We start from the raw sequence: 18313 nt of genomic DNA on the forward strand, positions 1-18313 counted from the left end.
ACAGCCTAGCGCCCTATGGTAGAGCTTGCGAAATTGGGGGGCGTTGTCAGTGCTCAAGTCTGTTTTGGCGGCGGCCTTGGCCGGCTGCGTCCTGGTGGCTTCGCCCGCGCTCGCGGCGGACAAACCGAATCTGGCGATCTATGGCGCTCTGCCGAACATCGAGGAGGTGAAGATCTCCGCGGATGGCGCAAGGCTGGCGGTCATAGCCACCGACGGAGACCAGCGCTTCCTCTCGATCCGACAGGTCGGCGGCGGCGTCCTGAAAGGCATTATTGTCGGGTCGACCAAGCTTCGGGGCGTGGAGTGGGCGGGCCCCAACCACCTCCTGTTGATAACCTCGCAAACGACGGCGGTGTTCGGCCTGCAGGGCCCGGCGCGCGAATACCTGATGGCGACCGACTACAACATCGCCACCGGAAAGCAGACTCCCCTGCTGAAGGACCAGCCCGATGCGATGAACGTCATCATCAGCTGGCCCATGGTTCGAATGATCGACAACGAGGCGGTCGTCTTCGTCGAGGGCATCCGCTTCGTCGAGCAACGCGGCCGCGACACACTCTACAGGATCAATCTCGACAAGCGCGCGACGCGGATGCTGGACTTCGGCGCACGGGAGAACACCGACGGATGGTTGGTCGACGCCGCGGGAGCCCCAGTCGCGCAGTCCCTGTATGACGAGCGCAACGGACGCTGGTCACTGAAGATCAAGTCCGACGGCGCATGGCGCAAGGTTGACGAGGCCGTTACGCCGATGGGGTCGTACGGCTTGTCGGGCTTTGGCCGCGACGGCCGGTCGATCCTGGTCTGGCGCACGGACGAGGAAAACAACGATCTCCTCCGCGAATACCGGCTGGATGGCGGGCATCAGGATCTGCCCAAGGACGTCAGCCTGTCAGGCTTGGTCCATGATCCCGACACCCTGGCCCTGCTGGGCGGCTACAAGCTGAGCGGCGACGACCTGCGCTATACCTTCTTCGACCCCAAGACTCAGAAGATCTGGAACGCAGTGGCCAAGGCGTTTGGCGAAGACCGCGTGAGCCTGGCTTCGTGGTCGCGCGACCGACGCAAGGTCGTCGTGCTGGTCGACTCGAAGACCGAAGGACCGGACTACGCCCTCGTCGACCTTGACACGCACAACGCCGAATTCCTGGGGTCCGTCTATCGGGGCGTCAACGCCGACACGATCTCGCCCGTCCGCTCCCTCAAGTACAAGGCCGCCGACGGCCTGGAGATCAGCGGCTACCTCACACTGCCCAGAGGCCGAGATCCCAAGAACCTGCCCTTGATCGTGCTGCCCCACGGCGGACCGGAAGGCCGTGACGAGCCGGGCTTCGACTGGTGGAGTCAGGCCCTGGCCTCACGCGGCTATGCGGTGCTGCAGCCCAACTTCCGAGGTTCGGAAGGTTTCGGCTGGGACTTCGTCAAGGCGGGGTTTGGCGAATGGGGCAAGAAGATGCAGACGGACCTGTCCGACGGCGTCCGCGACCTCGCGCGACAGGGTGTCGTCGACCCCAGGCGCGTCTGTATCGTCGGCGCGTCCTACGGCGGCTACGCGGCGCTGGCGGGCGCGACCCTGGACAGGGGCGTCTATCGCTGCGCCGTCTCGGTGGCGGGGCCTTCCGACCTCAAGAAGATGCTGCAGACGGTTCGGGACGCGAACAACGGCGATATGTCGGCGACCCAGCGCTATTGGTTGCGCTTCATGGGAGCGGACGGGATCAAGGATCCCGACCTCATCGCGATATCGCCCGCCAGGCTGGCCGCCAAGATCGATATCCCCGTCCTGCTGATCCACGGCAAGGACGACACCGTGGTGCGCTACGACCAGAGCCAAGCCATGGCCGACGCCATGAGAAGGGCCGGCAAGCCCGTCGAATTCGTCACCCTGGACGGCGAAGACCATTGGCTCTCACGCGGCGCCACGCGCCTCAAGATGCTGACCGAGGCGATCGCCTTCGTCGAGAAGAACAACCCGCCGGATTGAGGCCGGGCCTGAACAGGGCCAGCTTTGTGCAACCGGATCGTGTCTTCCGGCACGCCTAGTCGAACGACAAGCGCGGTGCGCGGATTTCTTTATCAGACGCTTGCTGGAGCCCTCGACACACTCACACCCTCTGGTAGAGTTTTTCGAGCTTTTGGGGAAGCGCACATGTTCAGAACCGCTCTCGCCGCCTGCGTGGCGCTTTTGACGAGCCTGACGACGCCGGCCGTCGCGGCGGACAAGCCGGACCTGGCGATCTACGGCGCACTGCCAAAGATCGAAGAAGTGGTCATCTCGCCCGACGGCTCGAAGCTGGCGGTGGTCACCACCGATGGTGAGCAACGCTACCTGACGGTGCGCAAGACCGAGGGCGGCGGCATCGCCGGCGTCGCCCTGAAGGCCACTAAGCTGCGCAGCGTCATGTGGGCGGGTGAAGAACACGTCGTGCTGGTCGTCTCGCAGGCTTCGCAAGGCATGACGCTGGTGGGCCCGCCCCGCGAATATTTCATGGCCAGCGACTTCAACATCACCACCAACATACTCCGGCCGCTGCTGGATGGCGCAAAGAAGACCAGCAGCAAGATCGGGGTGGAGGAGACCTTCAACATCATCGTCGGCCCGCCTCAGGTCCGCATGGTCAAGGGCGATCCGGTGGTGTTCCTGGAGGGCGTTCGGTACCTGCGCGGCACGGCCGCCGACACGCTGTACGCCACGAACCTGCGGACCGGTACGTTACGCCTTGCCGAGAACACGCCGCGCTACGGCACCAACGGCTGGCTGGTCGACATAGACGGGAAGCCGATCGCGCAGACCACCTATGACACCAAGAGCGGTCGGGGAACCTTGCTGGTCAAGGCCGGCGCCAACTGGAAGAAGGTGGATGAAGCCGACTCGCCGACCGGCGCCTATGGCATTTCCGGTCTGGGCCGTGACGGCAAGTCGGTGCTGGTCTGGCGGCGCGCCGACGACGACGTCCTGCGCGAATACACCCGGAACGGCGGCCGCGAGGCCCTGCCGGACGATCTCGCGTTCGACGGCCTGATCCACGATCCGTACAGCGCCCGCCTGCTCGGCGGCTACACCCTGGACGGCGACGAACTGCGCTATACCTTCTTCAATCCGGCCGTGCAGAGCGCCTGGTACGCCGCCATCAAGCCGTTCAGGGATGCGCGCGTCAGCCTCAAGTCCTGGTCCAGGGACTGGAGCCGCGTGATCGTGCAGGTGGATGCGCCCACCGAAGGCCCGGCCTACTACCTGATCGACCTCAAGACCGGAAAAGGCTGGTTCCAGAGCCGCGTCTACGAGAGCGTCAAGCCCGAGGCGATCTCGCCGGTGCGCCCGATCAAGTACAAGGCCGCCGACGGCCTGGAGATCAGCGGCTACCTGACCCTGCCGCGCGAGCGTCAGCCCACGAACCTGCCCCTCATCGTCCTGGCGCACGGTGGCCCTGAAGGGCGCGACGCCCCAGGCTTCGATTGGTGGAGCCAGGCCCTGGCCTCGCGCGGCTACGCCGTACTGCAGGCCAACTTCCGGGGCTCGGCGGGCTTTGGGAAGGACTTCGTGAAGGCCGGCTATGGCGAGTGGGGCAAGAAGATGCAGACCGACCTGTCGGACGGCGTCCGCGATCTGGCCCGCCAAGGCGTCATCGATCCCAAGCGCGTCTGCATCATGGGCGCCAGCTACGGCGGCTACGCGGCCTTGGCCGGCGCGACCCTGGACAAGGGCGTCTATCGCTGCGCCGTCTCCGTCGACGGCCCGTCCGACCTCAACCTGGTTCGCCAGGAGGTCGTCTCGCCCAAGGAGGTCTGCATGTCGACCATAGGGGAGACTCCCTGTCCCAAGTCGGGCGCCGGCCCCGTCAATCCGGGCCGGATGCTGTCGGCAAACCTCGAGGACCATGGCGCCCGGTCCTCGACCTCGCCCCGCTACTGGCTGCGCTTCATGGGCGCGGACAAGAAAGCCGACCTGGACGCCCTCTCGCCGGTCAAACTGGCGAATCGCGTCGATGTCCCGGTCCTGCTGATCCACGGGACCGACGACACCATCGTGCCCTTCGCGCAGAGCCAGATCATGGCCGACGCGCTGAAGAAGGCTGGCAAGCCCGTCAGCTTGGTCGCGCTGAAAGGCGAGGACCACTGGTTCTCCCGCGGCGAGTCGCGCGTGAAGATGCTGACCGAAGCCGTCGCTTTCGTCGAAAAGAACAACCCGCCCGACTGAGTTCGTCGATTGGCTGATCGCCAAGGCCGGGGTTCGGGCGTAAACCGCGCGTCCTGATGTCCGAACCCGCCAACAGTCCCCGCGCCCTGGCCGTCCTGCTCCTGGTTGTCTTCATCAACCTGGTGGGCTTCGGCGTGGTCATTCCGCTGCTGCCCTTCTACGCCAAGGCCATGCATGCCGCCCCGTGGCAGGTGACGACCATGTTCGCCGCCTACAGCCTGGGCCAGTTCTTCGGCGAGCCGTTCTGGGGACGACTGTCCGACCGGATCGGCCGGCGGCCGGTGCTGATCGTCACCATCATCGCCAACGCCATCGCCTACCTGGCCCTGGCCTTCGCGCCGAACATCTGGATCGCCATGGCCATCCGCTTGGTCGGCGGCTTCGGCAGCGGCAACATCTCGACGATCCAGGGCTACATGGCCGACGTCACCCCGCCCGAGAAGCGGGCAGGCCGCATGGGCCTGCTGGGTTCGGCGTTCGGAGCTGGCTTCGTGATCGGCCCGTCGCTGGGCGGCCTCCTGGCCCGTCCCAGCGCCGGCCAGCTGGGCTTCCAGATCCCGTTGTTCGTGGCCGCCGGCATGGCCGCGCTGGCGGCGGTCGGCGTCCTGCTGTTCGTGGCCGAGAGCCGCGCGCCCTCCGCTCCCGGCGTCAAGCAGCCCGGCCGCCGCGAGGCGCTCAGCGCGGCCTCGGCCCACCCGATCCTGTCGCGCGTGCTGCTGGTCACCCTGGTCTCGACCGGGGCCTTCGCGGGCATGGAATCGATCTTCGGCCTTTGGGCCAACGCCCGCTTCGACTGGGGTCCGCGCGAGGTCGGCCTGTGCTTCGCCGTCATCGGCGTTATCGCCTCGCTGGGCCAGGGCCTGCTGACCGGACGCCTCGCCCGCCGCTTTGGCGAAGGCCGCGTGCTGACCACGGGCCTGGCCATCATCTGCGTCAGCCTGTTCGTCTCGCCGTTCGTGACCCATCCCGGCCTGGCCATCGTCGCCGTGGGCAGCACCGCCTTTGGCCAGTCGCTGGTCTTCCCGTGCGTGGCGGCCCTGATCTCGCGCGCCAGCCCGCCAGACCGCCAGGGCCAGATGCTGGGCCTGAACATGGCCGCCGGCTCCCTGGCCCGCATCGGCGGTCCGCTGCTGGCCGGTCCGCTGTTTGGAATCGCCATCGGCGGCCCCTACTGGTTCGGCGCGGCCCTGATGATCCCGGCCATCTTCTTCGCCGTGACCATCGTTCACCGGACGAAAACGCCGGCCTAAGGCCTAAGCGCTTGCCTTGAGCGACTCTTTCACCTAGTAACGCCCCCTTTCCGGAACCGCCTGGCCAATTGGCATGCCATGGCGGTTCGTCTTGCTATCCCAGAGGACGGGGCGAAAGCTCCGACGCGAAATGCCTAAGTTGAAGACCAAGTCGGGCGCTAAGAAGCGCTTCAAGATCACGGCCACGGGTAAGCTGAAAGCCGGCGTCGCCGGCAAGCGCCACCGTCTGATCGGCCACAACGGCAAGTACATCCGCCAAAACCGCGGAACGAAGGTGATGAGCGAGGCTGACGCCAAGACCATCCGTTCGTACCTGCCCTACGGCCTTTAAGAGGAGCGCTGACACATGGCTCGCGTCAAACGTGGCGTTACCGCCCACGCCAAGCACAAGAAGGTTCTTGAACAGGCGAAAGGCTTCTACGGCCGCCGCAAGAACACCATCCGCACCGCCAAGGCCGCCGTCGATAAGGCCGGTCAATACGCGTACCGTGACCGCAAGGTGCGCAAGCGCGCCTTCCGCTCGCTGTGGATCCAACGCATCAACGCCGGCGCTCGCATCGAGGGCTTCACCTACTCGCAATTTATCCACGGCCTGGACGTGGCGGGTGTGGTGATCGACCGTAAGGTCCTCGCCGACATCGCGGGTAACGACCCGGCTGCGTTCAAGGCTATTGCTGACAAGGTCCGCACCGCCCTGGCCGCCTAAGGTCTTTCTCGGGTCCGTCCCGATTGCGATCTAGAAAAGCCCTCCGGTGCGAACCGGAGGGCTTTTTGCTGCGCGCTCCCCTACTCCGCCCCGCCCGAATGCTCTAGACGGATGCCCGTCATGACCGATCTCAACACCCTCGAATCCGACGTCCTGGCCCAGGTGGCCGGCGCGACGGACCTCGCCGCCCTCGATGCGGTGCGCGTCGCCGCCCTCGGCAAGACCGGCTCGATCTCCGGCCTGCTGAAAACCCTGGGGGCGATGAGCCCCGAGGAGCGCAAGACGCAAGGCGCCGCGATCAACGCCCTGCGCGACGGCGCCTCAACCGCCATCGCCGAGAAGAAGGCCGCCCTTGAGGCCGCCGAACTCGACGCGCGCCTGGCCAGCGAGACGCTGGACCTGACCCTGCCTGCGCCCTACCGCCGCAAGGGCAGCGTCCACCCGACCATGCAGACCATGGACGAGATGATCTCGATCTTCGCCGAGATGGGCTTCGCGGTCGCCGAAGGTCCGGACATCGAGGACGACTTCCACAACTTCACGGCCCTGAACTTCCCGCCGAAGCACCCGGCCCGCGAAATGCACGACACCTTCTTCTTCAATACGAAAGAAGACGGCGAACGCATGCTGCTGCGCACGCATACAAGCCCGGTCCAAGTCCGGACCATGGTCAGCCAGAAGCCGCCGATCCGCATCATCGCGCCGGGCCGCACCTATCGCGTGGACAACGACGCCACCCACACGCCGGTGTTCCACCAGGTCGAGGGCCTGGTGATCGACAAGGGCATCCACATGGGCCACCTGAAGTGGACCCTGGAGACCTTCCTGGCGCGGTTCTTCGAGACCGACGCGGTGACCACCCAGTTCCGTCCGCACCACTTCCCGTTCACCGAGCCGTCGGCCGAGATGGACGTGCAGTGCGACCGCTCGGGCGGCGAGATCAAGATCGGCCAAGGCACGTCGTGGCTGGAAATCCTGGGCTGCGGCATGGTTCACCCGAACGTGCTGCGCGCCTGCGGCATCGATCCCGACGAGTACCAGGGCTTCGCCTTCGGCATGGGCGTCGATCGCCTGGGCATGCTGAAATATGGCATGCCGGACCTGCGCGACATGTGGTCGTCGGACGTCCGCTGGCTGTCGCACTACGGCTTCAGCGCCTTCGCCGCGCCGAACGCCGCCTCGGGCCTGAGCTGAGACAAGAACAATGAAATTCACCCTCTCCTGGCTCAAGGATCACCTTGAGACCACCGCCACCGTCCCCGAGATCGTCGCGGCCATGACCATGGCAGGGCTCGAGGTCGAGCACGTCATTGATCCGGCGACCAAGCTGGCCCCCTTCACGGTCTGCAAGATCGTCGAGGCCGCGCGTCACCCCAACGCTGACCGCCTGCAGGTCTGTCAGGTCGACACCGTCGACGGCCGCAAGGAGATCGTCTGCGGCGCGCCGAACGCTCGCGCGGGCCTGACCACTATCTACGCCCCGATCGGCGCCTATGTGCCGGGCCTCGACGTGACCCTGGTCGAGAAGCCGGTGCGCGGCGTCGTCTCGAACGGCATGCTCTGCTCGGCCGCCGAGCTGGAATACGCCGTCGAGAGCGACGGCATCATGGAACTGCCCGACGCCCTGCCGGTCGGGACCTCGGCCGTCGACGCCCTGGGCCTGGAAGCCGTCATCGACTTCGAAGTCACCCCCAACCGCCCCGACTGGCTGGGCGTCGTCGGCATCGCCCGCGACCTGGCCGCCGCCGGCGTGGGCAAGCTGAAGGACGTGTCGATCGCCGCGATCCCGGGCGCGTTCCCAAGCCCGATCAGCGTCAAGGTCGATGGCGAGGCCTGCCCGGCCTTCGCCGGCCGCTACATCCGCGGCGTCAAGAACGGCCCCTCGCCCAAGTGGCTGCAGGATCGCCTGACCGCCATCGGTCTGCGTCCGATCAACGCGCTCGTGGACGTCACCAACCTGATCTCCTACGACCGCGCCCGCCCGCTACACGTCTATGACGCGGCCAAGCTGTCGGGGACCGAGATCTCGACGCGCCTGGGCCGCCATGGCGTCCACGGCGACGAGCACCTGATCGCCCTGGACGGCAAGACCTACGAGCTGACGCCCGAGATGTGCGTGATCGCCGATGCGCATGGCGACAGGCCGATCGGCCTGGGCGGCGTGATGGGCGGCGAAAGCACCGGCTGCTCGGACGAGACCACGGACGTCTTCGTCGAGAGCGCCTGGTTCGAGCCGATCCGCATCGCCCAGACAGGCCGCGCCACCGGCATCGCCAGCGACGCCCAGTACCGCTTCGCCCGCACGGTCGACACCAGCTCGCTGGTCCCCGGCGTCGAGCTGGCCACCAAGCTGATCCTGGAGCTGTGCGGCGGCGAGCCGTCGGACGTCCTGATGGTCGGCGAGCCTCCCGAGGCCCCCAAGCCCGTGCTGTTTGACCCGGCCTATGTCGGCCAGCTGTCGGGCCTGGAGATCGCGTCCGAGCGGTCCTTGCAGATCCTGCGCGACCTCGGGTTCACGGTCGAGCCGCCCAATGATGTCTCGGCCGCGGACTTCGTCACCCATGCCGAGAGCGTGGTCTGCGTGACCCCGCCGACCTTCCGCCGCGACGTGGAAGGCAAGGCCGACCTAGTGGAAGAAGTCGCCCGCATCGCCGGCTATGGCGCCCTGCCCTCGACGCCGCTGCCGGACGTTCCGCGCGCCGTCGGCGGCATCCTGACCGCCAAGCAGGCCCGCGCCCGCACCGCCCGTCGCGCCCTCGCGGCGGCCGGCTATGCCGAAGCCGTGACGTTCAGCTTCACCAGCCACAAGACGGCGCAGCTGTTCGGCGGCGGCCAGCCGGAAATGCTGCTGGCCAATCCGATCGCCTCGGAACTGGACTGCATGCGCCCGTCGCTGCTGCCCAACCTGATCGACGCGGCCGGCCGCAACGCGCGCCGGGGCTTCCCCGACGCGGCCCTGTTCGAGATCGGCCCGACCTTCCACGGCGAGCGCCCCAACGACCAGCGCACCGTGGTCTCGGCCATCCTGGCTCCGAAGGCGCCGCGCGGCTGGGGCAAGGCCGCGCAAGAAGACGTCTTCACCGTCAAGGCCGATCTGCTGGCCCTGCTGGAAGAGCTGGGCGCGCCGGTGGCGTCGCTGCAAACCGCGCAGGGCTCGGCCTCGTCCTGGTGGCACCCGGGCCGTTCGGCGCGACTGCAGCTGGGCCCCAAGGCGGTGATGGCCGAGTTCGGCGAGATCCACCCGGCGGTGCTGAAAGCCCTGGACGTGGCCGGCCCGGTCTACGGCTTCGAGATCACCCTGGAGGCGATCCCCGAGCCGAAGAAGAAGGCGATCAAGAGCCGCCCGGCCTTCTTGCCCTCGGCCCTGATGCCGCTGACCCGCGACTTCGCGTTTGTCGTCGAGAAGGCCAAGGCCGCGGGCGACCTGGTCAAGGCCGCGCTCGGCGCCGACAAGGCGCTGATCACCGCCGCGCGCGTGTTCGACGTCTATGAAGGCCCCGGCGTGCCGGAGGGCTTCAAGTCGATCGCGATCGAGGTCGTGGTGCAGCCGCGCGACGCCACCCTGACCGACGCCGAGATCGAGGCCCTGTCGGCCAAGGTCGTGGCGGCGGCCGAGAAGGCCGGCGGTAAGCTGCGGTCGTAAGCTGTCTGGGGGCCGGCTCGGCGCTGGCCCCCTCCACCGCCGTTCGGCGGTCCCCCTCCCCCAATGGGGGAGGAGAGGCGCTCTGCCCTTCTCCGTTCCGCTTGGGGGCGGACAGACCTGCGCAGCAGGTCAGGTGGGAGCCTGTGCTGAGTTTCAAGGCGCCGCGAGCCAATTTTTACCCTAGGCCGCGACCGATCGCCTCTCAAGCAGGCAAGACCTTGCGCACAGCTCAACGTCACGCTACCTGTATCAAGCGCTAACTGGATTCATCGCTCCACATGCAATCGACCTCCGCCTTTGCCGCCTTCGTGACCACCGGCCTCGCCGCCGTGGCTGCGATGTCGTGCGTGGCGATGTGGAGCATGATTAATAACCAGATTAAAACCGTGCGAATTCGAACGGGGCAAAATCGGCGCAAGCGGTAGGAAACCCTACCCACCACACAGCCGAAGGATCGCAAGATCTCCAAAAAGCCCCGCTCCCACGAGCGGGGTTTTTTGTTGCGCGGTTCCTCGGTCTCCAAGCCTCTCATGCAAGGGACCACTCCAATGAGCTATCTGCCTTCTCCACCTTCTTTCCATAGCGACCTGGACGGGGTCACCGTTCACCAGCTGCTGCTGGCCGCCCAGGACGCGCCCAGCGCGCTGGAAGCCGTGCGCCAGGGTCTCGCCGACAGCGGCGCCGAACTGTGCGGCCTGACCATGAAGCCGGTCGGCCAGATCGTCGAAGCCTCTCTGCGCGTCCGTCACCTGGGCGATCAGGCGGCCCGCCTGCTAGCCCGCGACCTTGCCGCATGGCCGGGGGTCAATTCGGCCTCGGTAGAGCATCAATGGTTCCGACCGTGAGTTCGCTCGTAGACCCACTCAAACCCGAAGACGACGCTCTCGCCAGTCTTCGGCGCCGTCTCTTCCTCGTAACCATCGACGACACGCCTGACGCCCTCATGCGGGTGCTGGGCGTGGCCTCGGTCCAGCAGGCCCGCCTGCGCGCCCTGTCCGCCGCTCCCGAGGGTCAGCACATGGCCATTCGCCTCGAGATCGACGACCAGGGCGACGCCCGGGCCGAGGTGCTGGCCTCGCGTCTGGCCGCCTGTCCCAGCGTGCGCGGCGTCGGTTTTGGTTGGCGGGCGTAACCTTTCGGCGTTTCCCTGCGTATCTAAATCCGAGTCCGCTTCTGGAGAGACTTCGATGCGCCGCCTGCTTGCCCTCCTCGCCACCCTCTTCGCCCTCACCGGCGTCAGCGCGTCCGCCGCAGCGACGCTGAAAACCGAGACCGCCGTCTTCGCCGGCGGCTGCTTCTGGTGCATGGAGCACGACATGCAGGGCGTGCCGGGCGTCATCAAGGTCGAGAGCGGCTACACCGGCGGCCATCTGAAGAACCCGACCTATCGCGACGTCACCAGCGAGACCTCGGGCCACTACGAGTCGGTGCGCGTCACCTACGATCCCGCCAAGCTGGACTACGGCTTTCTACTCTATCGCTATTGGAAGCTGGTCGACCCGACCGACGATGGCGGCCAGTTCTGCGACCGCGGCCCGTCCTATCGCCCGGCCGTCTTCGTCACCCCCGCCCAGCGCCCGATCGCCGAGAAGTCCCGCGCCGACGCCGCCAAGCGCCTGAAGAGCGGTACGATGAAGACCGAAATCCTGCCGCTGCAGACCTTCTACCCGGCCGAGGAATATCACCGCGACTACGCCAAGCGGAACAAGCTGAACTACTTCGCCTACCGCACCGGCTGCGGACGCGACGCCCGCCTGAAGCAGGTGTGGGGCGGCTAGTCTGAGACAGGGAGGGGGCTCAAAGGCCCCCTCTAATCGTTAGAGCGGCATCCAGCGGCGTTTGCGGCTGTAGCCGAGATAACCCACATTGGCCCCAAGGCGCAGGCCGACTCCGGCGCGGATCGGGGCCAGGGTGATATCGTCGGCCTTCTGGTAGTTCATGCCCAGGCCGCCGATCAGATAGGCGCTGCCCTCCACGCCCGGGAACCGGCGGAAGACGGCGTCGGGGTATTGCAGGTTATAGCAGAGGGTGAAGACCCGGCTGGCGTTGCCGCCCCAGTCCCAACCCACGGTCGGACCCTGCCAGAACGTCTCCAGGGTCGGGCGGCCCTTCATGTAGAGCAGGCCACGGCCATAACGCAGGCCCGCCACGAAAGCGCCCGAGCCTTCCTCGCCGGCGATGTAGCCCGTGGGCTGGCCCTTGTCCTTGAAGATCTTCTCGATCACCGCGCCGGCGCTCTCGGCCGTCACGCCCAGGAAGTCGGACGTGGCGCGGATCATCTCGTCGGCGGAATAGGTCTGGGCGCGGCCGGTGTCATAGACCGGCGTATTGCCATTCGAACCCGGCGTCTGGGCGGCCGGCGGCGGGGACGCATAGGCGTCCTGCGGGGGGGGGCGATACTGCGGCGGCGCGGCGTTCGGGTCGGTGATCGGCTGGGCCGGCGGCAATTGCTCGGACGTGATCCGCTGGCGGGCCAGAGCCTCGCTGGCCATGGCGCTCAGGCCGACTGCGGCGCCCGAGACGATCAGCTTGCGACGGTCCATGTCAGGCCCTCCAGGTCAGTTTCATTGCAACACTGTTGCAAGCCATTGAGACCGGTTTGCGGCTCCAAACTTAACGACCGGTTAAGCATGCGCCGACCGTGGCCGCATCCCGGATGCGCTCACCCCTCGCGAAGCGGGCCAAATGTGATATGCGCACGCCTATGACTTCGACGCCTCTCGACAAGATCCGTAACTTTTCAATCGTGGCCCACATCGACCACGGCAAGTCCACGCTGTCCGACCGCCTGATCCAGGAGACCGGCGGCCTGACCGCGCGTGAGATGAGCGCGCAGGTTCTCGACAACATGGACATCGAGAAAGAGCGCGGCATCACCATCAAGGCCCAGACCGTGCGCCTGGAGTACAAGGCCGACGACGGCGAGACCTACATCCTGAACCTGATGGACACCCCCGGGCACGTCGACTTCGCCTACGAGGTCAGCCGCAGCCTGGCCGCGTGCGAGGGTTCGATCCTGGTCGTCGACGCCAGCCAGGGCGTGGAGGCCCAGACCCTGGCCAATGTCTATTCGGCCATCGACAACAACCACGAGATCGTCCCGGTCCTGAACAAGATCGACCTGCCCGCCGCCGAGCCCGAGCGCGTGCGCGCCCAGATCGAGGACCTGATCGGCCTGGACGCCAGCGACGCCGTCCTGGCCAGCGCCAAGTCGGGCCTGGGCATCCACGACGTGCTGGAAGCCATCGTCACCCGCCTGCCGCCGCCCAAGGGCGACGAGAACGCGCCCCTGAAGGCCCTGCTGGTCGACGCCTGGTACGACGCCTATCTCGGCGTCGTCGTGCTGGTCCGCGTCATGGACGGCCGCCTGAAGGCCGGCATGAAGATCAAGATGATGCAGCACGGCTCGACCCACTTGGTCGACCGCGTCGGCGTCTTCAAGCCCAAGAACACCCCGGTCGAGAGCCTGGGCCCCGGCGAGATCGGCTTCTTCACCGCCCAGATCAAGGAAGTGGCCGACGCCGCCGTCGGCGACACCCTGACCGACGAGAAGCGTCCCACCGACAAGGCCCTGCCGGGCTTCAAGGACGTGCAGCCGGTCGTGTTCTGCGGCCTCTTCCCGGTCGACGCCGCCGACTTCGAGGACCTGCGCGCCGCCGTCGGCCGCCTGCGCCTGAACGACGGCAGCTTCACCTACGAGATGGAAAGCAGCGCCGCCCTCGGCTTTGGCTTCCGCTGCGGTTTCCTCGGCCTGCTGCACCTGGAGATCATCCAGGAGCGCCTCTCACGCGAGTTCGACCTCGACCTGATCGCGACCGCCCCCTCGGTGGTCTACAAGATCCACATGCGCGACGGCTCGGAAATCGAGCTGCACAACCCCGCCGACCTGCCCGACCCGATGCACATCGAGAGCATCAGCGAGCCCTGGATCAAGGCCACCATCTTCACCCCCGACGACTATCTGGGCGGCGTGATCAAGCTGTGCCAGGACCGTCGCGGCATGCAGCGCGAGCTCTCTTACGTCGGCAACCGCGCCATGGTCGTCTACGACCTGCCGCTCAACGAGGTGGTCTTCGACTTCTATGACCGCCTGAAGTCGATCTCGAAGGGCTATGCCAGCTTCGACTACCAGGTCGAGGACTACCGCAAGGGCGACCTGGTCAAGATGTCGATCCTGGTCAACGCCGAACCCGTCGACGCCCTCTCCATGCTGGTCCACCGCGACCGCGCCGAGAGCCGTGGCCGCGGCATGTGCGAGAAGATGAAGGACCTCATCCCGCAGCACATGTTCGTCATCCCGATCCAGGCGGCCATCGGCGGCAAGATCATCGCCCGCGAAACCGTCCGCGCCCTTCGCAAGGACGTGACCGCCAAGTGCTACGGCGGCGACGCCTCGCGCAAGCGCAAGCTGCTGGACAAGCAGAAGGCCGGCAAGAAGCGCATGCGCCAGTTCGGCAAGGTCGAGATCCCGCAGGAAGCCTTCATCGCCGCGTTGAAGATGGACGAGGATTGATCGTCCGACACCTCCGTTTCGAAAAGCCCCGCCGGTCCCACCGGCGGGGCTTTTTCTTGGGCGCGTTCAAGAAAGCCGGCGGCGAGCAGGCTAGGATGGCCGCCATGACCATCGCCATCATCGACCATGACGAGATCGTCGAGCGCGAGTTAACCCCGCTGCGCGCGGATCGGCGCGGACTTTCCCGGCTATCGCAACCACGTCTACCGGGTGCTGACCTACGCCATGCATTTCCTGGGCGGCGATGCGCGATGGCGCGAGGTGGTGGCCTTCGCGCTGGCCTATCACGACGTCGGCCTGTGGACCGACGGTAAGCTCGCCTATCTCGAACCCTCCGAAGCCCAGGCGGAGCAGGCCCGACAAGCCCGCGCTCCGCATCTGGACGCCTGCCTCGTCTGCAACCTGATCCACTGGCATCACAAGGTCACGCCCTTCAGGGGGGCGGACGCAGAGGTCGTCAACGCCGTGCGCAAGGCCGACTGGGTCGACGCCAGCGGCGGCAGGGTGACCAAAGGCCTGTCGCGCCGCGATATCCTCACCGTCAGACCGCGATCCCGCCCCTGGGCTTCTACGAGACGCTGATGCGCCTGCCGGGGGATTTGAACGGCGGCCGCCCCCTGGGCGGCCTGGGCGTGATGCTGGCGCACGTCTTCAAGGTCTGACGGCGCAACTCAATTATCCCGGAAATAGTGCAGAAAAGCACTTTCAGATTGTTACATAACGTCGTTACGTAGGGGGCGCGCTGAAAGCTGAACCTTGGCGCGATGCAGCGCCTTCAGCGAGGAAGCCATGGCCTACCCGACCGCCGTCAACAGCCAGATCACCGACGCCGTGTCGCAGGCCGGTACGAACGTTCTGGGTAACGCCCCGGCCGTCGCGATGGGTAACCTGTATCAGGCTACCGCCCAGGCCCTGGCGCTCGCCGCTCACAACGCCACCAATTCGCAACAACAGGCCTACGTGACCGCCCAGGCGGCCACCACCATGGGTGTGGCGACGCTCTATTCGATCGACACCGCTTCGTCCGGTCACGCGACCGCAGCCATCCTGACCGGTCGCGTTCGCGGCCTCTAGATCCTCCACGACCCGCAACGTTCAAGAGAGACCCACCATGGCATTCCCAACCGCCGTCAACGACCAGATCACCGACTCCGTCACCCAGGCCAATGTGAACGTGCTTGGCGACGCCCCAGCCGTGGCCCTGGCCAATCTCTACCAGGCCACCGCCCAGGCCCTGGCCAATGCCGCCCACAACGCCACCAACAACCAGCAGCAGAGCTATGTGACCGCCCAGGCGGCGACGACGCAGGGCGTGGCGACGCTGTACTCGATCGACACCGCGTCGACCGGGATGGCGACCAAAGACATTCTGGGCGCCTGAGGTTCGCCATGGCCTTTCCGACAGCCGTCAACAACCAGATCACCGACGCCCTCTCCCAGAGCGGCGTCACCAACCTGGGCTCGGCCCCTGCGGTCGCGACGGGCAACCTGTTCCAGGCCACGGCGCATGCCTTGGCCTTGGCGGCGCACAACGCCACCTTCGCCCAGCAGCAGTTGCAGATCGTCGCCCAGGCCGTGACCACCCAGGGCGTGGCCCTGATCTACGCCGCAAGCGCGCAAGCGAGGGCCGGGACGACGATCAATGGCTAAGCGGCCCACGCCCTCCAAGCCGGACGCCGCGTCGCCGGCCGTCGACACCACCGCCCCGGACGGGGACGTTTCAGCGCCCGCGCCGTCGGCGCCCGAGCACGTCGAAGCGGCCCATGCCGCCAAGGCGGCTGTCGCCCAGGCCACGATCACGCCACCGGCCGCAGAGGCTGATCCGGCGCCCGAGCCAGAATCCCACGCGCCCAAGCTTGCCGCCGACAACGCGGGGTCCGACGAACCTCGCGCCGATATTCCAAGCCTGATCAACGGCCAGACCCTCTCCAGCGTGATCGACGCGGACCTTCTGGCCCTGGGCCTGGCGCCGTCTCAGAGCCAGGCCATGCTGGACGCCGTGCTGAGCCAGACCCTCGGCTTGGCGATGCACAACGCCGTGGTTCGTCAGCAGGCCGATCGCGTGGTCAGCCAAGCCCTGATCAGCGCTGCCTGCGCCCGCATGGTCGAGCACGTCGGCTTCGCGATCGGCGCGCCTCCGCCGCCACCAGTCACGTCCAGTCCGTCGGCCCCATCGAAGCCTGCTGCGGAGAAGGCGTCATGAGCGCTTCCAGAGTCGACGCCGAAGTGATCGACGCGATCAACCAGGCGAACATGGCCGTGCTTGGGGCGGAGACCATCCTGACCAGCGGCGCCGGCAAGGCCTATCAGATGGTCGCACAAGCCAGCGCCCTGGCGGTTCAGGACGCGGTCGACAGCCTGCGCAACGCCGGGACCCTCGCGGACGCGGCGTCCGCCGCCGCTCTGTCGCAGCTGACCGCTACGGGCGAGCCGCGCTATCTCGACATCCTCAAGGCCGTGGAGCAGATGCGGACCGACGCCGTCGCCGTCTTCAACACCCGCGCCAAAGCCGCCATCGACGTCCTGAAAAACTTCCCGAGCGGCTAGGTCCTCACCCGAACGGCGGCTTCATCCTGTAGAACCGCGCCTCGCCCAGCAGGTCGTAGACACGGCGGATACGGAAGGCCTCGGGGCGGGCCTCGGCGAGGTCGAACTCGGTCTGGCTGAGGCCGAAGGGCGAGACATCGCCGGACAGGGTGGTCTTGACCACGATCAGGCGCGGGCTCTCGTCGAGCCCGAAACCGATCACGTCGCAGCCATCCGGATCGCCGTCGCGCGAGGGTCGGATCTTCGCCGCTAGGTCGGGGCGCCCTCGGTCAAAGAGGCGACGGGCCTCGAAGGCGATGACGCTGGAAACACCCAGCCCCTTCAGGAAGCGGTCTTCAGCCTCCCGGGAACCCATGTCGAAGCGCTGGATAACCCGGATAAGGCGCTCGTCCATCGGCATCGGCTTGGGCGGCGCGGCCTCGATCAGCGGCACGGCCGGCGGGGCGGTGAACAGCGAGGCCGGTCGGACGGCGGCGCTAAGCAGGGCCGGCTTGGCGGCCAGTTGCTCCTCGACAGCTTCCAACAGGGCCGTGTCGTAGGACCAGCGCGGCGGCTGATCGCGCAGGATCGGCAGGCCGATCAGTGACAGCACCGCCGAGATTTCGCCCTGTTTCCAGATGATCGGCATGTCGGACTTGCCGGTGACGAAGCGGACGGTGCGATCGTGGGCGCTACGATCCACCGGCTTTCCGGCCAGTGTTTTTTCCAGCTGGGCGACATAGTCGCCCACCACCACCGCGAGGTCAGCCCCCGTCCACTCGCGCCCCGATTCCCCCGTCATCAGGTGATGATGCGTTACCGCGAGGGCTTACGCCACAAGCTAAGGTAAGCTTGGCGGCTTCGCCGCGCCGGCCACGGCCATGGGCGCGTCCTGCACCGGCATCTGATCGGCCTGCAGCTTGGCGGCCTCCATGGCGCGGCGGACGGTGGTGACTGGCGTGTCGGAATCGACCTTGAAGGTCAGCACCGCGGTGTGGGCCGGGTTCTCGCCGAGATTGGCGAAGCCGCCGGTCCGCTCGGCGTTGAAGGTCACGCCGTAGGTGCGGTTGGCCAACACTCGGCACAGCAGCACGAAGGTCTTCTGGTCGCCCAGCAGGCGGGGCGTCTTCACGCAGTCCATCGGCTCGGCGCCCGGCGCGGGGGCGTAGTTCCAGGCGGTCGGAGCCATTTGCTGGTCGAAGGCCGCCTTCAGGATCAGCACGCCCGGCGCGACGATCTGGTCCTGGGCCGGATAGGTCGAGACCAGGTTCGGCGGCAGGGTCGGCGGCAGGATCAGGATCGGCGAGACCGCGTTGGGCGCCTCCGGAGGTGTCGGTTTGGTCTGGGCATGGACCATCGTCGCCGTCAGGACGACAAGGACCGTCAAAAGGGGAACCGAACGGCGCGACAACATCTTTCCAGACTGTCCTTCAAGCGCGGTCTTCTCAAGGCGCCATTCGAGGAATACATCGCCTTC

Annotated in this window: 21 protein-coding genes and 1 pseudogene; 19 read left to right on the forward strand and 3 right to left on the reverse strand. The window is 66.9% G+C overall.

The annotated features are described in order from the left end of the window. Window positions 1–49: 49 nt before the first annotated feature. From CSW62_RS18460 to msrA, 12 genes and pseudogenes are all read left to right on the forward strand, one after another. Window positions 50–1984 carry a S9 family peptidase gene (locus CSW62_RS18460; protein ID WP_099580305.1) on the forward strand — a complete coding sequence of 645 codons (1935 nt, stop codon included), beginning with the start codon at window positions 50–52 and terminating at the stop codon, window positions 1982–1984. 165 nt (window positions 1985–2149) lie between these two features. Next, window positions 2150–4198 carry a S9 family peptidase gene (locus CSW62_RS18465; RefSeq protein ID WP_099580307.1) on the forward strand — a complete coding sequence of 683 codons (2049 nt, stop codon included), beginning with the start codon at window positions 2150–2152 and terminating at the stop codon, window positions 4196–4198. A gap of 56 nt (window positions 4199–4254) precedes the next feature. Further along, on the forward strand, window positions 4255–5448 hold the full coding sequence (locus CSW62_RS18470) for an MFS transporter (RefSeq protein ID WP_099580309.1): 1194 nt from the start codon (window positions 4255–4257) through the stop codon (window positions 5446–5448). Window positions 5449–5578: 130 nt separating this feature from the next. Continuing rightward, the gene (rpmI, locus tag CSW62_RS18475) at window positions 5579–5779 is read left to right on the forward strand and encodes a 50S ribosomal protein L35 (RefSeq protein ID WP_018061454.1); all 201 of its coding nucleotides are present in this window, start codon (window positions 5579–5581) and stop codon (window positions 5777–5779) included. Window positions 5780–5794: 15 nt separating this feature from the next. Then, on the forward strand, window positions 5795–6154 hold the full coding sequence (rplT, locus tag CSW62_RS18480; protein WP_099580311.1) for a 50S ribosomal protein L20: 360 nt from the start codon (window positions 5795–5797) through the stop codon (window positions 6152–6154). A gap of 120 nt (window positions 6155–6274) precedes the next feature. Further along, window positions 6275–7348, forward strand: coding sequence for a phenylalanine--tRNA ligase subunit alpha (pheS, locus tag CSW62_RS18485; RefSeq protein ID WP_099582359.1), 1074 nt, complete (start codon window positions 6275–6277; stop codon window positions 7346–7348). A 10-nt stretch (window positions 7349–7358) separates the two neighbouring features. Then, the gene (gene pheT / locus CSW62_RS18490) at window positions 7359–9797 is read left to right on the forward strand and encodes a phenylalanine--tRNA ligase subunit beta (RefSeq protein WP_099580313.1); all 2439 of its coding nucleotides are present in this window, start codon (window positions 7359–7361) and stop codon (window positions 9795–9797) included. A gap of 1 nt (window position 9798) precedes the next feature. Next, window positions 9799–9876, forward strand: a pseudogene (locus tag CSW62_RS27040) (hypothetical protein); the annotation flags it as partial. 199 nt (window positions 9877–10075) lie between these two features. Further along, window positions 10076–10222, forward strand: a complete 147-nt coding sequence (locus CSW62_RS26200; protein WP_143324426.1) for a hypothetical protein — start codon at window positions 10076–10078, stop codon at window positions 10220–10222. Between the two features lie 123 nt (window positions 10223–10345). Continuing rightward, window positions 10346–10642 (forward strand): hypothetical protein, encoded by a 297-nt coding sequence (locus CSW62_RS18495; RefSeq protein WP_099580315.1) that lies wholly within the window; start codon window positions 10346–10348, stop codon window positions 10640–10642. Beyond that, window positions 10627–10929 carry a hypothetical protein gene (locus tag CSW62_RS18500; RefSeq protein WP_099580317.1) on the forward strand — a complete coding sequence of 101 codons (303 nt, stop codon included), beginning with the start codon at window positions 10627–10629 and terminating at the stop codon, window positions 10927–10929. Before CSW62_RS18495 ends, CSW62_RS18500 begins: the two co-directional genes overlap by 16 nt. A 55-nt stretch (window positions 10930–10984) precedes the next feature. Beyond that, complete coding sequence (gene msrA / locus CSW62_RS18505; protein WP_099580320.1) at window positions 10985–11575, forward strand: peptide-methionine (S)-S-oxide reductase MsrA; 591 nt, start codon at window positions 10985–10987, stop codon at window positions 11573–11575. A 39-nt stretch (window positions 11576–11614) separates the two neighbouring features. Here msrA and CSW62_RS18510 read toward each other — a convergent pair whose 3' ends face one another. Further along, on the reverse strand, window positions 11615–12340 hold the full coding sequence (locus tag CSW62_RS18510) for a DUF1134 domain-containing protein (protein WP_099580322.1): 726 nt from the start codon (window positions 12338–12340) through the stop codon (window positions 11615–11617). 161 nt (window positions 12341–12501) lie between these two features. Here CSW62_RS18510 and lepA point away from each other — a divergent pair, with 161 nt between their 5' ends. From lepA to CSW62_RS18545, 7 genes are all read left to right on the forward strand, one after another. Further along, window positions 12502–14310, forward strand: a complete 1809-nt coding sequence (gene lepA, locus CSW62_RS18515) for a translation elongation factor 4 (RefSeq protein WP_099580324.1) — start codon at window positions 12502–12504, stop codon at window positions 14308–14310. Window positions 14311–14520: 210 nt separating this feature from the next. Beyond that, a complete protein-coding gene (locus CSW62_RS18520) occupies window positions 14521–14892 on the forward strand; it encodes a hypothetical protein (RefSeq protein WP_099580326.1) in 372 nt (123 codons plus the stop codon). Window positions 14893–15099: 207 nt separating this feature from the next. Beyond that, complete coding sequence (locus CSW62_RS18525) at window positions 15100–15384, forward strand: RebB family R body protein (protein WP_099582360.1); 285 nt, start codon at window positions 15100–15102, stop codon at window positions 15382–15384. 37 nt (window positions 15385–15421) lie between these two features. After that, window positions 15422–15691 carry a RebB family R body protein gene (locus CSW62_RS18530; RefSeq protein ID WP_099580328.1) on the forward strand — a complete coding sequence of 90 codons (270 nt, stop codon included), beginning with the start codon at window positions 15422–15424 and terminating at the stop codon, window positions 15689–15691. An 8-nt stretch (window positions 15692–15699) separates the two neighbouring features. Next, a complete protein-coding gene (locus CSW62_RS18535; RefSeq protein ID WP_099580330.1) occupies window positions 15700–15960 on the forward strand; it encodes a RebB family R body protein in 261 nt (86 codons plus the stop codon). Continuing rightward, a complete protein-coding gene (locus tag CSW62_RS18540; protein ID WP_099580332.1) occupies window positions 15953–16513 on the forward strand; it encodes a RebB family R body protein in 561 nt (186 codons plus the stop codon). Before CSW62_RS18535 ends, CSW62_RS18540 begins: the two co-directional genes overlap by 8 nt. Next, on the forward strand, window positions 16510–16857 hold the full coding sequence (locus tag CSW62_RS18545) for a RebB family R body protein (protein ID WP_099580334.1): 348 nt from the start codon (window positions 16510–16512) through the stop codon (window positions 16855–16857). The genes CSW62_RS18540 and CSW62_RS18545 overlap by 4 nt, the downstream gene beginning before the upstream one ends. Window positions 16858–16861: 4 nt before the next feature. On the opposite strand, the gene CSW62_RS18550 is transcribed toward CSW62_RS18545, so the two are convergent. Both CSW62_RS18550 and CSW62_RS18555 read right to left on the reverse strand, forming a co-directional pair. Beyond that, window positions 16862–17638: a protein NO VEIN domain-containing protein gene (locus CSW62_RS18550; protein WP_099580336.1), complete on the reverse strand. Its 777-nt coding sequence runs from the start codon at window positions 17636–17638 to the stop codon at window positions 16862–16864. A gap of 39 nt (window positions 17639–17677) precedes the next feature. Further along, on the reverse strand, window positions 17678–18223 hold the full coding sequence (locus tag CSW62_RS18555; protein ID WP_233206724.1) for a hypothetical protein: 546 nt from the start codon (window positions 18221–18223) through the stop codon (window positions 17678–17680). Window positions 18224–18313: the final 90 nt, after the last annotated feature.

The organism is Caulobacter sp. FWC2 (genome assembly GCF_002742625.1).
Lineage (GTDB): Bacteria > Pseudomonadota > Alphaproteobacteria > Caulobacterales > Caulobacteraceae > Caulobacter.